The organism is Pseudoalteromonas sp. MEBiC 03485 (assembly GCF_004195145.1).
In the GTDB taxonomy this organism is placed as follows: Bacteria; Pseudomonadota; Gammaproteobacteria; order Enterobacterales; family Alteromonadaceae; genus Pseudoalteromonas; species Pseudoalteromonas apostichopi.
In genome coordinates this window covers 2,881,056-2,898,148 of sequence record NZ_SGBT01000001.1, presented here as the reverse complement: position 1 = coordinate 2,898,148, position 17,093 = coordinate 2,881,056, and the positions used below count along the sequence as shown (strand labels likewise).

General features: G+C 40.9%; 12 protein-coding genes. 4 read left to right on the top strand and 8 right to left on the bottom strand.

Going from position 1 to position 17,093, the window contains the following annotated elements; genetic code table 11:
* Nucleotides 1-77 precede the first annotated feature (77 nt).
* The 3 genes from EVU92_RS13340 to EVU92_RS13330 form a co-directional block, all read right to left on the bottom strand.
* On the bottom strand, nt 78-671 hold the full coding sequence (locus tag EVU92_RS13340) for a PilZ domain-containing protein (RefSeq protein ID WP_130051636.1): 594 nt from the start codon (nt 669-671) through the stop codon (nt 78-80).
* Between the two features lie 104 nt (nt 672-775).
* Complete coding sequence (locus EVU92_RS13335) at nt 776-3,949, bottom strand: multidrug efflux RND transporter permease subunit (protein WP_130051635.1); 3,174 nt, start codon at nt 3,947-3,949, stop codon at nt 776-778.
* A 14-nt stretch (nt 3,950-3,963) separates the two neighbouring features.
* Complete coding sequence (locus EVU92_RS13330) at nt 3,964-5,169, bottom strand: efflux RND transporter periplasmic adaptor subunit (protein ID WP_130051634.1); 1,206 nt, start codon at nt 5,167-5,169, stop codon at nt 3,964-3,966.
* 437 nt (nt 5,170-5,606) lie between these two features.
* Here EVU92_RS13330 and EVU92_RS13325 point away from each other — a divergent pair, with 437 nt between their 5' ends.
* Genes EVU92_RS13325 through EVU92_RS13315 form a run of 3 tightly spaced genes read left to right on the top strand, consistent with a single transcriptional unit; the run spans nt 5,607 to nt 10,266 of the window.
* On the top strand, nt 5,607-6,167 hold the full coding sequence (locus EVU92_RS13325) for an RNA polymerase sigma factor (protein ID WP_130051633.1): 561 nt from the start codon (nt 5,607-5,609) through the stop codon (nt 6,165-6,167).
* Nucleotides 6,164-7,234, top strand: coding sequence for a FecR domain-containing protein (locus EVU92_RS13320; RefSeq protein ID WP_130051632.1), 1,071 nt, complete (start codon nt 6,164-6,166; stop codon nt 7,232-7,234). The genes EVU92_RS13325 and EVU92_RS13320 overlap by 4 nt, the downstream gene beginning before the upstream one ends.
* Before the next feature lie 8 nt (nt 7,235-7,242).
* Nucleotides 7,243-10,266 carry a TonB-dependent receptor gene (locus EVU92_RS13315; protein ID WP_130051631.1) on the top strand — a complete coding sequence of 1,008 codons (3,024 nt, stop codon included), beginning with the start codon at nt 7,243-7,245 and terminating at the stop codon, nt 10,264-10,266.
* Between the two features lie 59 nt (nt 10,267-10,325).
* On the opposite strand, the gene EVU92_RS13310 is transcribed toward EVU92_RS13315, so the two are convergent.
* Nucleotides 10,326-10,724, bottom strand: a complete 399-nt coding sequence (locus tag EVU92_RS13310) for a biopolymer transporter ExbD (RefSeq protein ID WP_130051630.1) — start codon at nt 10,722-10,724, stop codon at nt 10,326-10,328.
* A gap of 289 nt (nt 10,725-11,013) precedes the next feature.
* Between EVU92_RS13310 and EVU92_RS13305 the strand changes: the two genes are divergently transcribed.
* Nucleotides 11,014-11,991: a catalase family peroxidase gene (locus EVU92_RS13305; protein ID WP_130051629.1), complete on the top strand. Its 978-nt coding sequence runs from the start codon at nt 11,014-11,016 to the stop codon at nt 11,989-11,991.
* A gap of 244 nt (nt 11,992-12,235) precedes the next feature.
* Here EVU92_RS13305 and EVU92_RS13300 read toward each other — a convergent pair whose 3' ends face one another.
* From EVU92_RS13300 to EVU92_RS13285, 4 genes are all read right to left on the bottom strand, one after another.
* The gene (locus tag EVU92_RS13300) at nt 12,236-13,444 is read right to left on the bottom strand and encodes a beta-propeller fold lactonase family protein (protein ID WP_168990021.1); all 1,209 of its coding nucleotides are present in this window, start codon (nt 13,442-13,444) and stop codon (nt 12,236-12,238) included.
* Between the two features lie 312 nt (nt 13,445-13,756).
* Nucleotides 13,757-15,199, bottom strand: coding sequence for an IS1182 family transposase (locus tag EVU92_RS13295; protein ID WP_004589456.1), 1,443 nt, complete (start codon nt 15,197-15,199; stop codon nt 13,757-13,759).
* 309 nt (nt 15,200-15,508) lie between these two features.
* Nucleotides 15,509-15,952: a PA2169 family four-helix-bundle protein gene (locus tag EVU92_RS13290; RefSeq protein WP_054554697.1), complete on the bottom strand. Its 444-nt coding sequence runs from the start codon at nt 15,950-15,952 to the stop codon at nt 15,509-15,511.
* Nucleotides 15,953-16,139: 187 nt separating this feature from the next.
* The gene (locus EVU92_RS13285) at nt 16,140-17,078 is read right to left on the bottom strand and encodes a LysR family transcriptional regulator (RefSeq protein ID WP_130051627.1); all 939 of its coding nucleotides are present in this window, start codon (nt 17,076-17,078) and stop codon (nt 16,140-16,142) included.
* Nucleotides 17,079-17,093: the final 15 nt, after the last annotated feature.

Here is a 17,093-nt window from a genome sequence, read left to right as displayed (position 1 = left end):
ATAAACAAACTAAGGTGGGGCTAGTTTAGCATTTTAGCCATAGATGTCAGCTTTTTGTGCGCGATAAAGCGCGATTTTTAACTATCTTGCGGATTGTTTTCTTGTTGACGTTTTTTTAGTTGGCGTGTTTGTGCGTGTAAGGCCGCTCGAACGACTAAATCTTGGTCAGCATCACGAATAGCAGTAAACAATAACGTGTATTGATATTTATCATCATCGCATTTTTCAATCGCCACTAATTCGGTGTAGCAATAAATAGCAGACGCCTCATGTTGTAAAAACAACTTAGTGCGAAATGTTTGACCTAATTCATAGACCTCAGATGAGGTAAGCTTTACACCACCACCACCGTAACTGTCGCAATAGTTTGCGTTATCGTCTGGTTGCTCAGAGGCTAAGATATGACTCATGATTAAATCGATTTTACGAGACTGCGCCTGTAAAAACGCTGCTAATTCTTGTGCAACATCACCTAGATTACGTAGTGGTCGTAAGCTCGTTTGCTCAAGCTCATTTACTTCGTTGGCAAGTTTGAATAAAGCAGGAATATCGGCCTCGAGCTCAGCATTGGTTTTTGGCACAGCACTTGGTTCAACCGGGTACAAATTGACACGGTTGCTCTCGTTAATTTGAAAAAATTGTTCAAATTCGGCTAATTTTTGATTATTCATGCTGCACTCCACACATCTTTCCTTAATACTAGCGTTCGAAGCTGCAAATTGCTAGTAATCAAATAAGCAAAAAAAGGGCAAACTCATTGTTTGCCCTTCATTTTTTACAGATTACCCTCTTGGGTTTTGACATGTTCTTGTTGGTGATGGTGTGCTATTTCATCAGCAAGCTCTTGTCTTGAGCGTTTTTCAGTTAACTTACGTGCCGTTAACCAATAAAAGAACAGAGGTACAAAGAATACAGCTAAGAATGTGGCTGCCATCATACCGCCCATAACACCTGTACCAACACTATGACGGGCACCAGCGCCTGCACCAGAGCTAAGTACTAAAGGTACAACGCCTAAAATGAAAGCAAGTGAAGTCATGATGATTGGTCTAAAACGTAAACGTGCAGCCTCAAGTGCAGCAGTACTAGCGCTCCAGCCTTGTTGATGTTTCATTAAGGCGTATTCAACGATAAGAATCGCGTTTTTACTGGCAAGACCGAGTAGGGTGACAAGGCCAATTTGGAAATACACATCGTTTGTCATGCCAACCACCCAAACGGCTATTAGTGCACCAAAGGTACCAAATGGCAGGGCAAGCATTACAGACAGTGGTAATGACCAACGCTCGTAAAGGGCTGCTAAAATCAAAAACACCATGATCACTGCAAGTCCTAAGGCAATCCCTGTGGTACCCGAACTGCGCTTTTCTTGGAATGCAGAGCCCGTCCATTCGTAGGTCATATTTGGCGGTAAGACAGCTTCTGCAATACGTTCAACTTCAGCGATAGCTTGACCCGAACTGAAACCAGGTGCTGCATTACCCATTAGTTTAACTGCTGGTAAGTTGTTATAACGGTTTAAGTTTTCAGGGCCACGGCTATACTCGATAGTGGTAAAGGCTGAAAGCGGCACCATAGTACCTTGGTTGTTTTTAACATAGATACGGCCAATGTCATCAGGTTTCATTCTAAATTCAGCATCTGCAGACATTAGGACTTGCCATGCGCGGCCAAATTTATTGAAGTCGTTGACGTAATAAGTACCTAAGTTACCTGCAAGGGCGGTGAACGCATCATCAATTTCTACACCCATGGCACGCGCTTGTTCTCGGTCAACATCAACACGAAGTTGCGGTGCATCAGGGCGCCAAAGAGTTTGCAGGCCGCTGATGATTGGGCTCTTTTGCGCTTCTGCTGTCATTAACTGCATCGCTTGTTGAAGTTTGTCTGGGTCGCTATCGCCTTTGTTTTGAATGTAAAATTCAAAACCACCAGTGTTACCTAAACCAAAGATAGCAGGTGGATTAAAGGCAAGTACGAGTGCTTCTTTAATACCCGCCGTTTTCATGAATAGCTCTTGCACAAGTGCTTTGGTATCAACTTCGCGTTCATCCCAATGCTTTTGTGTCACGAATAAAGTCGCAGCACTATTTTTGTAACCACCGCCGATAAAATCAAAGCCTGTAAACGCAACAACGTTTTCGTTAGCTGGGTTTGATTGTACTGCTTTTACAACTTGTTGCGTTACTTCCTCGGTACGCTCAAGTGATGAACCGTCAGGTAAAAAGATTGCAGAGATGTAATAACCTTGGTCTTCATCGGGTACAAGCGAGCCTGGGGTGTTTTGCCAAAGGCCAATCGTTGCAGCAATCATACCCGTCATTAAGATTACACCTAAAAGACCGCGGCGCACCATAAAACCAACAGCCCCCACATAACGGCCAGTTATCTTGGTAAACATAGCGTTAAACCATAAGAAGAAGCGGGCTGTTTGCTTGTGTTCTTGTTTCAAAATAAGTACACAAAGAGCAGGCGTCATCGTTAGGGCGACCACGCCCGATAAACTCACAGCAATCGAAATAGTAATAGCGAACTGACGGAATAACTCACCTGTTAAGCCACCTAAAAACGCAATTGGCACAAACACAGAACACAGAACCAGAACGATAGCTACAACAGGGCCACTTACTTCACTCATAGCTTTGACAGCTGCGTCTCTGGCACCGAGTCCTTCTTCATGCATAATACGTTCAACGTTTTCAAGTACCACGATGGCATCATCAACAACAATACCAATCGACAACACCATGCCGAATAAGGTGAGTGAGTTAATTGAATATCCCAGCATATACATGCCGGCAAACGTGCCAAGTAGCGATACTGGCACTGCAAGGGTAGGTATTAGGGTAGCGCGCCAGTTTTGTAAGAATAAATACACCACTAAGAATACCAATACCATGGCTTCAAGCAGTGTTTTTACTACTTCACGAATTGATACTTCAACAAAACGGGTTGTGTCGTACGAAGTTAAATGTGCAAGTCCAGTAGGGAATTGGCTTTTCATTTCTTCGATAACACTATTTACTTCTTCAGCTACATCAAGAGCATTGGCACCCGGTTGCAAGAAGATACCTAATAGTACTGCTTCTTTACCGTTAATTGTCCCTTTGAAGTTATAATCTTTCGAACCTAGCTCAACGCGTGCTACGTCTTTTAAGCGTAAACTACTGCCATCGGTATTTGAACGAATAATGATATTTTCAAACTGTTCAGGCTCAGACAAACGACCTTGTGCAGTCACACTGTAAACGAGCTCTTGTGGAGATTGAGTAGTTGGTGTCGCACCAATTTTACCTGCAGCGTATTGCGAGTTTTGTACTCGGATTGCCCCTGCTATTTCTTCAACAGTAACCCCTAGCTGGCTCATTACATCTGGGCGTAGCCAAATACGCATCGCGTAATCTTTAGCACCAAAAATTTGCACACTGGTGGTGCCCGGAATACGTTTAACACGGTCAAGCACGTTCATGGTGACATAGTTTGAAGTCCATAAACTCGAGCGTGTACCGTCAGGAGAGTAAAAGGCATGCACTTGTAAAAAGCTAGAAGAGCCTTTTTGGACAACCACACCTTGGCGACGAGTTTCTTCAGGTAAACGCGCTTCAACCTGCTTTACACGGTTATTCACGTTTACAGCTGCTTGGTCCACATCAGTACCAATTTCAAAGGTTACTTCGATGGTGGTCGAGCCTGCACTCGTTGAAGTCGATGACATGTACATCATACCTTCAACACCAGTAATGGCATTTTCTATCGGTGTGGCAACCGTTTGCTCAAGTACACTGGCGGATGCACCCGGATAGGCTGCGGTCACTTGTACAACCGGAGGCGCAATTTCAGGATATTGCGCTACAGGTAAACTGCGCATCGCAGCAAGGCCCGCAAGCACAATAACAATAGATATAACAAACGCAAAAATGGGTCTGTCTATAAAGTAACGAGAAAACATAAGACTCCCTGTGCTTATTCTGCGTGGCTTGAGTTAGCGGCTGGCTTGCCAACATTTACTGGCATACCCGGGAAGAAAATACGCGCCATGCCATCAACAATAACTTGGTCGCCTTCTTTTAACCCACTGCGAATTAACCAAAAGTTTTGGTATTGCTCGTTTTCTGGTTTTTTGATCCATTCACCCACAGTGACAGGGGCAGGTAACGCGACATCCATACCTTGCTCGTTTTTACTTACAACATAAACGAACTTACCCGTGCCGTTATCGAGCACTGCACGTTGCGGAACGATGAAAGCGTTTTTACGTACTGCACCACTTAACTCAACGCGAACGAATTGGCCCGGGCGAAGTTGAAAATCTGGGTTAGGAATAATTGCCTGAAACTCACTGGTACCTGTGTTTGGATTAATACGCACATCAGAGAAGTTAACTTCACCGGTTTGTCCGTATAAAGAGCCGTCTTGGAGTTTAATTTGTGTTTTCCAGTGGCCTTGCTCAGGTAACGTCAGTGAGCCATTTTTAACATCTTGACGCATTTGCAGTTGTTCACGCTCAGATAAGCCAAAACGAATACGAATAGGGTCAAACTGAGTCATTTGAGTCAGTAGTAAATCTGGGCCAGAAACATAGGTTCCTTCCGAGACAAACTCACGTCCCATTACACCTGCGACAGGGGCTTTCACTTGCGCATATTCAAGATTAAGCTGGGCTTCTTTTAACGCAACCTTTGCAGCGGCTAAATCAGTTTTTGCAATATCATTAGCTGAACTAGCGTTATCGTAATCGCGTTGTGAAACAGATTTTTCGGCACGTAGTTTAGCTAATCGTTTAACGTCACGATCAGCTTGAACAAGCGCTGCTTTTGCACCATCAAGTGCAGCTTGCGCACGATCAACCGCAAGTTGGTAAGGTTCAAGATCAATAGTAAACAGAGATTGGCCTTGTTCGACACGCTGACCTTCTTCAAAGTTACGTGATTCAAGGATTCCGGTAACACGGGCTCGAACTTCAACTTCTTTTGAACCAGACAGCGTTGCTGGCAGCTCAATAGTAAAAGGTGCATCGTGTGTTTCCATAGTCATAGTAGCGACAGCTGCTGGGTGCATTTGACCCTGTTGCTGCTCTGGCGCTTCAGAACAACCTTGCAGTAGCAAGGGTGCAGACACAAGTAACAACGCAGATAATGATAATTTGGCAGGTGCGAAAGGCAGACGCATGTTTACTCCACAGTCCAATTGTTAAGTAGGTATGCATAGAAATAGTCAAACAAACACGAAAGACGAAATTATGCATATTCATTTGTCGTTTAGTTTATACCCAAAAAAGAAAAAGGTACACCCTGTAGTTTACTTTTTATTTAAAACCAAAAGATGACTTAATTTAGCCCGTCACTAAGTCGCTTAATGTATTCAAACTAAAAACCGATTTAGTAGGTGGAAGTTAATAAAAAATATAGCCAAATAGTGAGTCGAGGTGGATGAAGTAGCGTGATTTTTGAAACAGTAGAGCAAGCTTATGACGCTTAAAACAGAAGATTTTAATGAGTTTATAAAATCTTTGTTTACCAAGGGTACAAAAAATTAACAAATGGCTTGTAATTAAAATGAAATCTCGTACCCTAAAGCAATAAAAATATAATAAAGGTGAGTTAAGGATGACAGATCAAACTGGGGTTATCACCGCTTTTACTGAGATATCGAGCAAACTTAGGCGCTTTGTATCACGTATTGTCAGCCCTGATGATGTAGAAGATATTGTGCAAGAGACGTTTATAAAAAGTTATGAAGCTGATCTTAAACAAAATATCGAATATACTCACAGTTACATGCTGAAAACGGCTAAACATTTGGCACTAAATCACATTGCTAAATGGGACAATAAATACAAAGAATCGTTAGATGAACAACAACAGGTTGAGCATCACATGCGTTCAATGGCACTTGAAGATGAAGTGACCTCAAAAGAACGTTTTTTGTTTTTTTGCCGAGTGACTAACGAATTAAGCCCTCAAATTAAAAAATGTTTTATCTTAAAAAAAGTCTATGGCTTAAGCCAAAAGGAAATTGCAGCTAAAATGGAACTCAGCGAAAGTACTGTTGAAAAACATATAGCCAAAGGCTTATTACATGTTCACCGAGCAATGAAATCACACGACGTACAACCCCAGACATTTAACCCAACCACTGAGTTCACTGCAAAAGAGGTGAACAAATGAGTAATGTCCATCCATTTTCATCAAAAGAAATGATTCAAGAGCAGGCGAGTCAATGGATAAGTGCAATTGATCGCGGTTTATCTAAAGATGAAGTGAGACAATTGCACATGTGGGCTCATCAAAGCACAGCTCATCAAGAAGCATTGTTTGAACTTGCGACTTTATGGGATGAAATGAGCGTGCTCAATGAGTTAAGTAGTATGTTCCCTTATAAAGCACCGCAAAAACAACCTGCAGTGTTTGGTATGGCAACTGCTGCGAGCTTTTTAGTAGTGATGCTGCTTGGTTGTATTATGCTTATCTATTCAAGCTACTGGCAAAGTGAAGAAAACGACTATGCTAAATTTACCAAAATTTATCGCACTAAAGTCGGCGAGCAAGCTGAATTTGTTCTGCCAGACAGCACTATTGTGCAGCTCAATACCAACACTAAACTTGAAGTTGCTTACTCGGGCGATCGTCGTCAGTTGATCCTGAGCCGTGGTGAAGGGCGTTTTAATGTTGCTAAAGATCCTAGTCGTCCGTTTACCGTAATTGCTGGTGATAAATCTTTTACTGCACTTGGCACAGTATTTAATGTTCAGCGAAATTCTGCCTCAGACTTAGAGTTAGTTGTGACTGAGGGCAAAGTGATGATTACTGATCCGAGTACTCAGGTTGATGCCAGTGATTTTAATCGTTTAAAAGATGCTTCAGATAACAGCGCAGATATAAAAGCACTTAAAGCGAATGTGGTTGTATCAGGCGAGAAGGCACTAATAAAACAAAGTAAAACAGCGCCAATTAAGCAGTTATCTGTTGATGACGTCCAACGCGACTTGGCATGGCAACAAGAAATGTTAATTTTTAATGGTGAGTCTTTAGACGAAGCTCTGCAAGAGGTGAGTCGTTATACAGCCACGCGTTTTGAGCTAAATGACCCAGAACTTGCCTCTTTGAAAGTAGCTGGGGTGTTTAAAACAGGCGACATTAAAGGTTTGCTTGACTCATTACAGGCCAACTTAGGTGTAGAACATCAACGTTTAGGTGAACATCGTGTTAGCTTAACGATCGCTGCAAAAGGTTAGTTCTGCCTATGAGAATACGCAATTATAATGATGTTAATTATGCGCCACCTTCTCGTCACAAAAAATTAATTAAAAAAAAGTTAAATTTACATAGCGGATTTTTCTTCCTCACTTGTTTGTTTAAATTGCGCAGTAAGCAATTGCGGTTGTTACCTGCCTCTTTTGTTATTTATGGCCTCACTACAGGCCAAGTAGCAATAGCGGCTGAAAAACAAATGCTGCAATTTGACATCAAAGCGCAACGAGCTGATTTGGCGTTAATCGAATTTGCAAAGCAAACAGATCAAACAGTCATTTTTTCTTTCGAACTAGCGAAGCAATATCAAGCGCAATCTGTGTTTGGTTTTTACACCAAACTTGATGCACTCAATGCGATGCTCGAAGGCACTGAGCTCGATGCGGTTGTTGATCATCAAGGCTTGCTGAGTATAAAACTCAAACAAGTAGATAGGATAGATAATAACATGATCAAAGTATCAGGGGTCAGCGCTGCAGTCGTGCCATTACTGCTTGCCGCCAATACGCAAGCGTTAGCAGAAGATCAATCAGCAGAAAAAAACATCGAAAAAATTGCCGTTGTCGGTAGCCGTGTAGCAGGACGCTCGGTTGAAGATTTACCGGTTCCGGTTGATATTTTAAGTGCCGAAGCACTAGAGAATACAGGCCAAACAGAAGTAGGCCGTATGCTTCAGGCTATTGCACCGTCTTTTAACTTTTCAAGCTCGTCTATCAGTGATGGTACTGATGCACTTCGCCCTGCAACATTACGCGGTTTAGGGCCCGATCAAACCTTAGTTCTTATCAATGGCAAGCGCCGCCACCAAGCAAGCCTTATTCACATTAATACCTCTGTGGGTCGTGGTACGGCAGGGACTGACATGAATGCTATCCCTGCGGCTTCTATTAAACGCATTGAAGTATTACGTGATGGTGCTGCTGCGCAATATGGTTCAGATGCCATTGCAGGTGTTATTAATATCGTATTAAAAGACGCTGAAGAGGGCGGTAAAGCGGCCATCAACTACGGTGAGTATTCAGAAGGTGATGGTGAAACAGTAAATGTTGATTTCAATAAAGGTTTTGCACTAGGTGATAATGGGTATTTAAATACCACAATTAACTACCGTGATCGTGCGCCAACAAACCGTGCAGGTCTTCATGGCTCATGTCAATTTTACGGCTGTACTGAACTTGATGACGGGACGCTATTAGCAGGCGACCCGCGTGAATTAACCGCACCTCGTGATACGTTTAGAATTGGTGATGCAGATTCACAGCAATTTGCTTTAACTATCAACACTGGCTATGAACTTGCTGGTGGTGAGTTATATGGTTTTATCACCTATTCAAATCGTGAAAATGAATCAGCTGCGTTTTTCCGTCACAACGCAAATGCCAATGGTAACCCTGTATTACAAGATGGTGATGCAACCATTCCTATGGGATTCTTACCGAAAATTAATACCGTTATTGATGACGTGTCTTACAATGTTGGCTTTAAAAAGTCGTTCGATAATGATTCAAGCATTGATTTATCGTACACCTATGGCGAAAACAGCATTGATTACACAACAAGTGACACTATCAATGGCTCATACGCTAACTACCTTCGTTATAACCAAGGTTTAAGCGCGGCAGAAATTCGTGCCACTATCCCCCGTTCAGCATATGCATACGGCCTTGAATTATCACTTCAAACACTTAACCTTGATTACACCAAAGACTACGATAATTTCTCATTAGCACTGGGTGCAGAGCTTCGTACTGATGAGTTCCGTATTCTTGAAGGTAGCGAATACGCATACCGTGATTACGACACTGTTGATGGTATGAGCATCTACTCAGGTTTAAATGGTGGGGTAGGTAGTGTTGATGCTGCAAGTGGTACGCAAGGTTTTGGTGGTTCAGATCCGGCATCATCTGTTGATGAGTCACGCGATGTGATCTCATTCTATATGGATGCAGAAACCTATGTTATTGATGATGTGATTATCTCAGGTGCGGTACGTTACGATAACTACAAAGGCTTTGGTGATACCGTAAACTTTAAGTTAGCGGGTAACTGGTCTGTGACTGAAGATGTGTCTTTACGTGGTGCATTAAGTACAGGATTTAGAGCGCCTTCTATGCAACAACTTTACTTTAATAACGTAAGTACACAGTTTGTTGTAGGCGATGATGGCAGCTTAGTTGCTGAGCAAGTAGGTACATTCAGAAACGACAGTACCTTAGCGCAATCAATTGGTATTCCTAAGTTAAAAGAAGAGAAGTCACAAAACCGTAGTTTAGGTATTGTGTATAACGTAACCGACAATATCAATTTAACCATTGACTACTACTCGATTGATATCGACGACCGTATCGTTATCTCTAACCGTTTAGGTAAAGGCTTGTCAGATACGCTTGATGCTGCACTTGTAAGTTCAGGCGCAGGTGCGGGGCAGTTCTTCTTAAATGGTGCCGATACTGAAACCGAAGGTGTTGATTTAGTTGCCACATGGAACACAGAAGGCCTTGGCGGTACGCTAGATTTCACCTTTGCTGCTAACTTCACTAAAACAGATGTAGTTGATTTATTCACGCCATCAGGTAGTGGTCTTGAGACTATTCCGGTAGAAGATGTATTTTCTGCACAAGAAACATCAATTATCGAAGAATGGCAACCAGAAGACCGCATAAACTTAAGTGCGCTTTACCGTTTAGAAGATTGGACTGTAAACCTATCTCTAAATCGCTATGGCGAATACACAGTTGAAGATGGTGGTCGTCAAACATACGGTGCTGAAATCTTAACTGATGTAAAAGTTAACTACTTCTTTAACGAAAACCTGTCATTTAACATTGGTGCAAATAACTTATTTGATGTTTACCCAGATAAGAACACCATTGGTAATTCACGCTCGGGTACGATTGTTGATGCAACTGGCAACACCATTGTTTCAAGTCCGGGTGTCTTCACTTATTCACGTCGTTCTGCACCATTTGGTTTTAACGGTGCGTACTACTACGTAGGTGCAGAGTACAAGTTCTAAACTCCCTTTAGATTCCTTTATTATTTAACTTTGCAAAGGGCCGTTAGGCCCTTTTTTAGTTATAAAGACGTGCTTATAGAGATTGGCACATCTTGATATTGTTTTATTTTATCAAGCAAGGTGACCAAGGTTTTGTGGCTGCTTTGCTCACTTGCTGTTACTTGTACATTCGTCATTTCAAACTGTGCGGCAAATAAGGCAAGGTTAGCGATTATTTGCTCTGGTGTGATAAGCCGGTTTGCAAAATAAATACTGTCGTTTTCAGTGATAGTAAATTGCGCTTGTTTTTTGGGATTATCAAGGCTTGGTTTTGCTAAAGGACGATTCACTTCAATAGCGCGCTCTTTAACAAACGAGGTTGTTACGATAAAAAATATTAGCAAGATAAACACAATATCGAGCATAGGAGTCATATCTACATCAGCGTTTGCAGTGTTTTTTTTATGTTGTTTCACCATAATTAGGTCCTTGTTGTTTTTGACCAAGCCACAAAATTTATTATTAAGTGGACTAGCCATAGTCGTGTTAAGAACACGGATTATTTTTAAAATGCTGGGCGCCACAGCAGTTTTTAGGATCCTAAATTTAAAGTTAGCAGCTTTTAAAAATACTGTAGTTAAATAAATATTCTAAGTTTATTAAATGTTTGTAGCGTTTTTGTTGGTAAAAATATTTATTAACTTTGATGAAATCATTATGAAGTTAGTCAGGTCATCTGTGTTGGAACTAAGTTTAAAGGATGGATAAATGCTAAAAATTAAGTCTTTAGTTTGTGCCATGTGCCTTGTTTTACCAACAGCAAGTTTTGCTGAGCAACCAGTAAATGGGCAAGATTTTATTAATTTATTTGAGAAGCTTTCAGGTAAGCAGCCTGGAATTAGGAAAGGTCACGCCAAAGGTGTGTGCGCTGTTGGCACATTTACACCTAATCAAGCAGCAAAACAGTATTCAATCAGCCCTTTATTTAACGCACCGTCAAAAGCGAATATTCGTTTTTCTATGGGCGGGGGTAACCCTCATGCTGATGAAACATCACGCTCGCCGCGAGGAATGGGGGTGCAGTTTGTACTAGAAAATGGTGATGTACACAATATTGCAGGGCTAACTACGCCAGTGTTTGCTGGTAACAGACCAGAAGCATTTTTTGGTTTGCTAAGTACCTTATTACCTGACGAGAAAACAGGGAAAATCGATTTTGCAAAAGTAAAAGCATACAGAGAGCAAAACCCGAGTACGTTAGGGCAGTTTAATTGGCTACAAAGCCATAACCCGCCAGCGTCGTATGTGTCTTCGCGGTATTTTGGTGTGCATACCTTTTACATGGTTGATGAAAAGGGCGCTAAGCATGCCTTTAGATGGACTATGGTGCCAGAAGAGCCAGAACAGGTGCTAACAGAAGAGCAAATTAAAACCTTACCAAAATCATTTCTGGCTAAGCGACTTGAAGAGGATTTAGCGAAAGGCAAGGTTCATTATCGTTTTCAAGCTGAACTAGCCGAGCCCGGTGATGCGTTAACTGACCCTTCAGTTCGTTGGCCCGCTGATCGCAAAACAGTTAATTTAGGAAAGCTCACCATAGAATCCACAGGTGAATCAGGTTGTGACCTCACTAATTATGACCCAAATCTTTTGTCTAAAGGCTTTATGCCAAGTGATGACAAAGTACTTAAATTACGCTCAACAGCTTATGCGATTTCATTTGCAAAGCGTTTGACGGGTCAATAAGTCTTAAGTGTATGTGTCAGGTTTGATTAAAAGGAATTAATAAACCTGACAGGTGTGTATGAGTCAATAGCAGACTGTCGGGTAAACTCGTTTTTGGACAGTTATGAGTTAGAGTCGTGGGCGGTTCTATACCAGCAAGAGTCGTTCGGTTACCTAAGCATCAACAGTTCTTACCTTATAAGAGCTGACGCCCTGTAACGCACACTTAAGCGAAACCTAACCAACTGTTCTTGTTCCGTGATGCCTATAGTTTTTTTATTTTAAAGACAAATAATGAATTACCTTTACCAGTAGCCACCAACAGATGTTGATTATCACTAGTAAGAGTAATCGATGATATTTTCATTAATTCGTTATCATGAACACTTAACAGTTTACTCTTAAAGCTAAGTCGCCCATCAACGCCCGCACTAAACAAATACAAGCCGTGTCCCGCCTCTCCAGCAGCATAAATTTTCGAGCCGTCAGCCAATATTGCTAAACTACTGGCGCCTTCTAGGCCTGAACCACCAATGTCAGAATTATTTACTGCCTGCACAAAAGCATATTGTCCTGTTTCTTTCTTTTGAAAAACAACAATCGCGTTGCTACCTGAACAAGCTACATATAAAAACTTTCCTTCAGGTGAAACGACGATCTTTTGAGGATTAACAAATTGCTCCACGCCAGCGACGCCATTTTTTATTACTTGTTTTACCAATAACTCCCCTCCATCTTTTCGATCAAAGATAGTTAATTGATGGTTATCAAAACCAAGCACATATAATTCATTACTCAATGAAGACAAGGCTAAACTGACTGGTTTTCCTAGGCTATTTTCAAGTGGTCTCGCGTCTTTTATTGCTCTATTAAAAAGAATCTGACCATCGGATGTAATATCAAAAATCGCGACAGCATTGCTCATATAGCTTGCAACTAAGAGTTGCTTTTCGTTGTGTGTCTTAATTACATCCCAAGCGCCAAGCAGACCAAGGGTATCTAATTTACCAACGGACACATCACTCTTAAATACTCGTTCATAATGAAGACCGTCACTAATAGTTTTATTAAATTGATAACTGTTTTTATTTTTAGAAAATTGGGTTAAAGCTCCATCATAAAAGCCTGTGACAACTACCTGATCACCTTGGTCCAAATAGGTAACACCTGAAGCTCCTTCTAGTCCATTTATGTTGGCAGAAGAATTTTTAAATATTTGACTGAAAGCTAGGTTAAAATTATTGTCGATATTGAAAATGGCAAAAGCATTATCATCTCCGCTAGACACAAAAACCTTAGAATTATTCAAAAGAATTTTTACACTTCTAGGATTACCTAAACCATCAACACCGTCATAATCATCCTTTAGTATTTGGGTGAGCTGAAGACTTTCTAACGTGCTATTAGCAGCAACATTGAAGTCAATTAGCAGAATAAATATGAAAAATAAAATCAGCTTTTTATTGTTAAACATTAACTCGACACTCTCATAGAAACATAAGTTAGATTGCATGATGCCTTATAATGTCAGAAAATGCTGCTACCCAAATTACTTCGGATGACTTTTGATTGGGAGAATTAGGAGGATCGAAGTAAACAAGATCTATTGCTCTGAATTATTTTGGGGCATTAACGAGTCAAGCTTGATGGTCAGAAATTGGAACAGACTGTGTGAAAACTAATTTTTAATAAATTGTCTTGGGTATGTTCTTAGTTTGAAACCATTTAAGATGGTTGCGATCGATTTTTTCTCAGTATCGCAATTTTCTCCGCGCGAGCGAAACTGCTATGGCAACGCTACTCTAATTGCTTTACTTAGGCCGTTAACTCCCATAATTGTTATCATTCTTCTGAAGTTGTAAGCTAGGACATGAAGACTTATTTCTGTCCCCACGCTTTTTAAACCTCGTGTTAGTAAGTGGGTAGCTCCCATCCAGAGTTTAATTGTGCCAAAGGGGTGCTCAACAGTTTGCTTGCGATGAAGCATCAATTCAGGTTCATTCTTTAGCTTTTGAAGCATTTCTTCTGTCAGAATCTCATGCACCCACCGCCTTATTCGCCTAGGGTCTTTTTTAGAGTTAGTGCACTGACTTCTTATTTTACAATCTCGACAAGCAATGTGATTGAAGTAAACATCAAGGTATTTACCTTGCTCAAATACCTGCATTCGATTTTGAAGTTCATTACCAGCGGGGCATAAGTAAATATCTTTATTTGCATCGTATTTGAAGAGTGAGCGGTTAAATATCCCTTTCTTTTCAGAGGACGATGTATCCGTCTTGGGCATGATTGGCTCTGCACCCAAATCGATAGTATCTTTTATATCGGGCTGACTGAAGTAACCTTTATCTGCTAATACCCTTATATCTTCCTTGCGCAATGCTTTTTGTGCGAGTTTTGTCATTGACGCAAGCTGGCCTCTATCTGGCACGTTGGTCACCTCATGCGCCACTATAAGGTGGTGCTTGGTATCAACCGCACTTTGCACGTTATAACTCACAACTCTTGTAAAACCTTGAGTTTTCATTAAACGTGAATCAGGATCAGTAGTGGATATTTGCTTGTCAGGATGAGCTTCAACTTGTTCTTTAATCTCGTGTAGTTTTTTTAACTGGCTGCGAAAGTCAGCTAGCCTATCTTTTGTGGCTTTAATTTTTGTGACGTTAGCTTGCTCTTTATCGGCTTCATCAAGTAATTCAAGGTAACGTTCAATATTCTTTTCGACTCGGTCGATGTGGAATTTAACTTTGCTTGGCGTAAAATTATTGCCTTTGTTGTTGCTAGCTTTAAACTTACTACCATCGATGGCAACAACTGGTTTCTCAAACATATTCAGACGACGGCAGACTTCAACAAACGTTTTGCACACATTTTTTATACCATCTCCGTTGTCTTTTCTAAAATCAGCAATCGTTTTAAAGTCGGGTGCCAACTTACCAAGTAGCCACATCAGTTCAATATTGCGTTGGCATTCGGTTTCTAATCGGCGGGATGATTGAATACGGTTGAGGTAACCATAAAGATACAGTTTTAATAATGTGGCTGGATGATACTTAGGGCGGCCTGTGGACTTTAAAGTTAACCCTTTAAACTCCAATTCAGCTAGATTTAGTTCCTCAATGAAAACATCAATCACTCTGACCGTATTATCTTCACTGACGTAGTCTTCCAACGATTCTGGAAATAACGTTGATTGGTCACGACTTTCACCGCTTATAAACTTTGACATACTGCCTCAACCCTCAACTGAATCAATAGTCTAATTATATAAATATCAGTATATTAAGTGAACTAAATGTATAGATTAATAGATCATAAGCAGAACATACTTAGACCAAAAGGTGATCAGAGTTTTCACACAGTCTGGGAACTTAGCGGAACTTAGGAAAAGCTCGCACTTCGGATGGTGAATTAAGCTGTTGCTGTCTCTCAATAGATGTTTAAACCTATCAGCTAAACTCTCAGGTGAGATACACACCGCTTATCTATATCTAAACAGATAAAAGCCCAGCTTAACTGGGCTTTGCACTCTCACAATTTAATGCTTTTTCATTTTACTCATTTCAGCATGACAACTTTGAATTGTCAGCAGGGTTTTTGATAATGCTGCTTCACAGTCATGTGGTTGTGGTTTTTTAAGCGCGTGTTTGATTTCAGCTAGTGTTTTATCTTCAACTTCTTCAAGTTCGCTAACGTACGTGGCGTTTTTGTCTGCACCAAGTTTAGTTATTAAAGATGTATAGGCTTTACGTGCTTCTACAGCAAAGTCAGAGCCATTTTCACGCTCGCCATTTTCGTTAATGGCATAAGGTTGTAAGCGCTCAACACTTACTTTACGCGCATCTATCATGCGTTGAAATAAGGCAATAATGCTTGGGTCGGTTACTTTTTCCTGTGCTTTTTCATAAAAATCGATACCGCTATTCATAACTTGAATGATATCTGCAATATGATGAACGTCTTGTCCTTGATGAGTATTCATAATGACCTCTTTTTGAATATTAAAAACAATGTAATTAGATACTTGCAAAGCATATTCCAGTTCATCACTTAAATATAAAGTTATTGTATTTCAAGTGGTTGTAGTTTTTTTATAGGAGGGGGGATTACTGATAAGCTAAGCTAACACGTTGCTTATCAGCAATAATTACAAATTCAGTGGTAAAATCTTACTTAAGCTCGTCGGCTACTTCTGCAACTTTTTGGCGTAACCAAATATGGCTTGCATCGCGGTGTAGCAGCGGGCTCCAAATCATATCTAGCTCAAATGGTGGAATAGGGAATGGCGGCTCTAGAATTGTAAGGCCCGGATCGTCTAAATAAATATTTGCCGCTTTAGATGGTAAAGTTGCTACTAAGTTTTGTTCTTTCGCTAAGTGAATGGCAACGTGGTAGTTACGAGTAAAGGTGGCAATATTTCGGTGTTTACCAAAGTGAGCGAGCGCTTCATCTACCCAACCTAGCTTTTGCACATCTTTAGGGTCCATCCCAACACCTACACCAAAGCCTGTTTTACTTACCCAGATATGACGGGCTTTTAAATAGCTGTCTAGGCTGAAGTCTTTGATAATTGGGTTATCTGCTTTTACTAAGCAACAAAAGCTGTCTTTCCAAATTTGTTTATAGTGAAACGATTGCGGTAAGTTTTCGAAACGGTTGATAGCCATATCCACTTTACCGTTTTCAACATCGTGGAAGGTTACATCACTTGGAGTCAAAATATCGAGTGTGGTATCGGGCGCTTCTTCGTGTAATTTGCTCAATAAGCGTGGGGCAAGGGTACTTGCTGCATAGTCACTGGCCATGATACGAAATACACGCTTACTTTGTGATGCTTCAAATTCGCGGTTTGGTGCAAGTGTTTCTTCAAGAGTCATTAAAATGCCGCGGATCACCGGCTGTAATTCTTTTGCACGCTCAGTTGGTACCATCCCTTCACTGGTACGCACTAAAATAGGGTCGTTAAATAAATTACGGAGTCTTTTTAGGCCATTACTCATGGCAGGTTGGGTAATGCTCAGCTGATTAGCAGCTTTAGTTACATTACACTCTCTTAGTAAGGTATCTAGGTAAACAAGTAAGTTTAAATCTATTTTACTTATATTCATTGTGTGTCCTTGGTG

What these genes read in the sequence shown, in the direction of transcription:
- EVU92_RS13340 (WP_130051636.1), bottom strand. Translation starts at nt 671, where the DNA reads ATGAATAATCAAAAATTAGCCGAATTTGAACAATTTTTTCAAATTAAC.
- EVU92_RS13335 (WP_130051635.1), bottom strand. Translation starts at nt 3,949, where the DNA reads ATGTTTTCTCGTTACTTTATAGACAGACCCATTTTTGCGTTTGTTATA.
- EVU92_RS13330 (WP_130051634.1), bottom strand. Translation starts at nt 5,169, where the DNA reads ATGCGTCTGCCTTTCGCACCTGCCAAATTATCATTATCTGCGTTGTTA.
- EVU92_RS13325 (WP_130051633.1), top strand. Translation starts at nt 5,607, where the DNA reads ATGACAGATCAAACTGGGGTTATCACCGCTTTTACTGAGATATCGAGC.
- EVU92_RS13320 (WP_130051632.1), top strand. Translation starts at nt 6,164, where the DNA reads ATGAGTAATGTCCATCCATTTTCATCAAAAGAAATGATTCAAGAGCAG.
- EVU92_RS13315 (WP_130051631.1), top strand. Translation starts at nt 7,243, where the DNA reads ATGAGAATACGCAATTATAATGATGTTAATTATGCGCCACCTTCTCGT.
- EVU92_RS13310 (WP_130051630.1), bottom strand. Translation starts at nt 10,724, where the DNA reads ATGGTGAAACAACATAAAAAAAACACTGCAAACGCTGATGTAGATATG.
- EVU92_RS13305 (WP_130051629.1), top strand. Translation starts at nt 11,014, where the DNA reads ATGCTAAAAATTAAGTCTTTAGTTTGTGCCATGTGCCTTGTTTTACCA.
- EVU92_RS13300 (WP_168990021.1), bottom strand. Translation starts at nt 13,444, where the DNA reads ATGTTTAACAATAAAAAGCTGATTTTATTTTTCATATTTATTCTGCTA.
- EVU92_RS13295 (WP_004589456.1), bottom strand. Translation starts at nt 15,199, where the DNA reads ATGTCAAAGTTTATAAGCGGTGAAAGTCGTGACCAATCAACGTTATTT.
- EVU92_RS13290 (WP_054554697.1), bottom strand. Translation starts at nt 15,952, where the DNA reads ATGAATACTCATCAAGGACAAGACGTTCATCATATTGCAGATATCATT.
- EVU92_RS13285 (WP_130051627.1), bottom strand. Translation starts at nt 17,078, where the DNA reads ATGAATATAAGTAAAATAGATTTAAACTTACTTGTTTACCTAGATACC.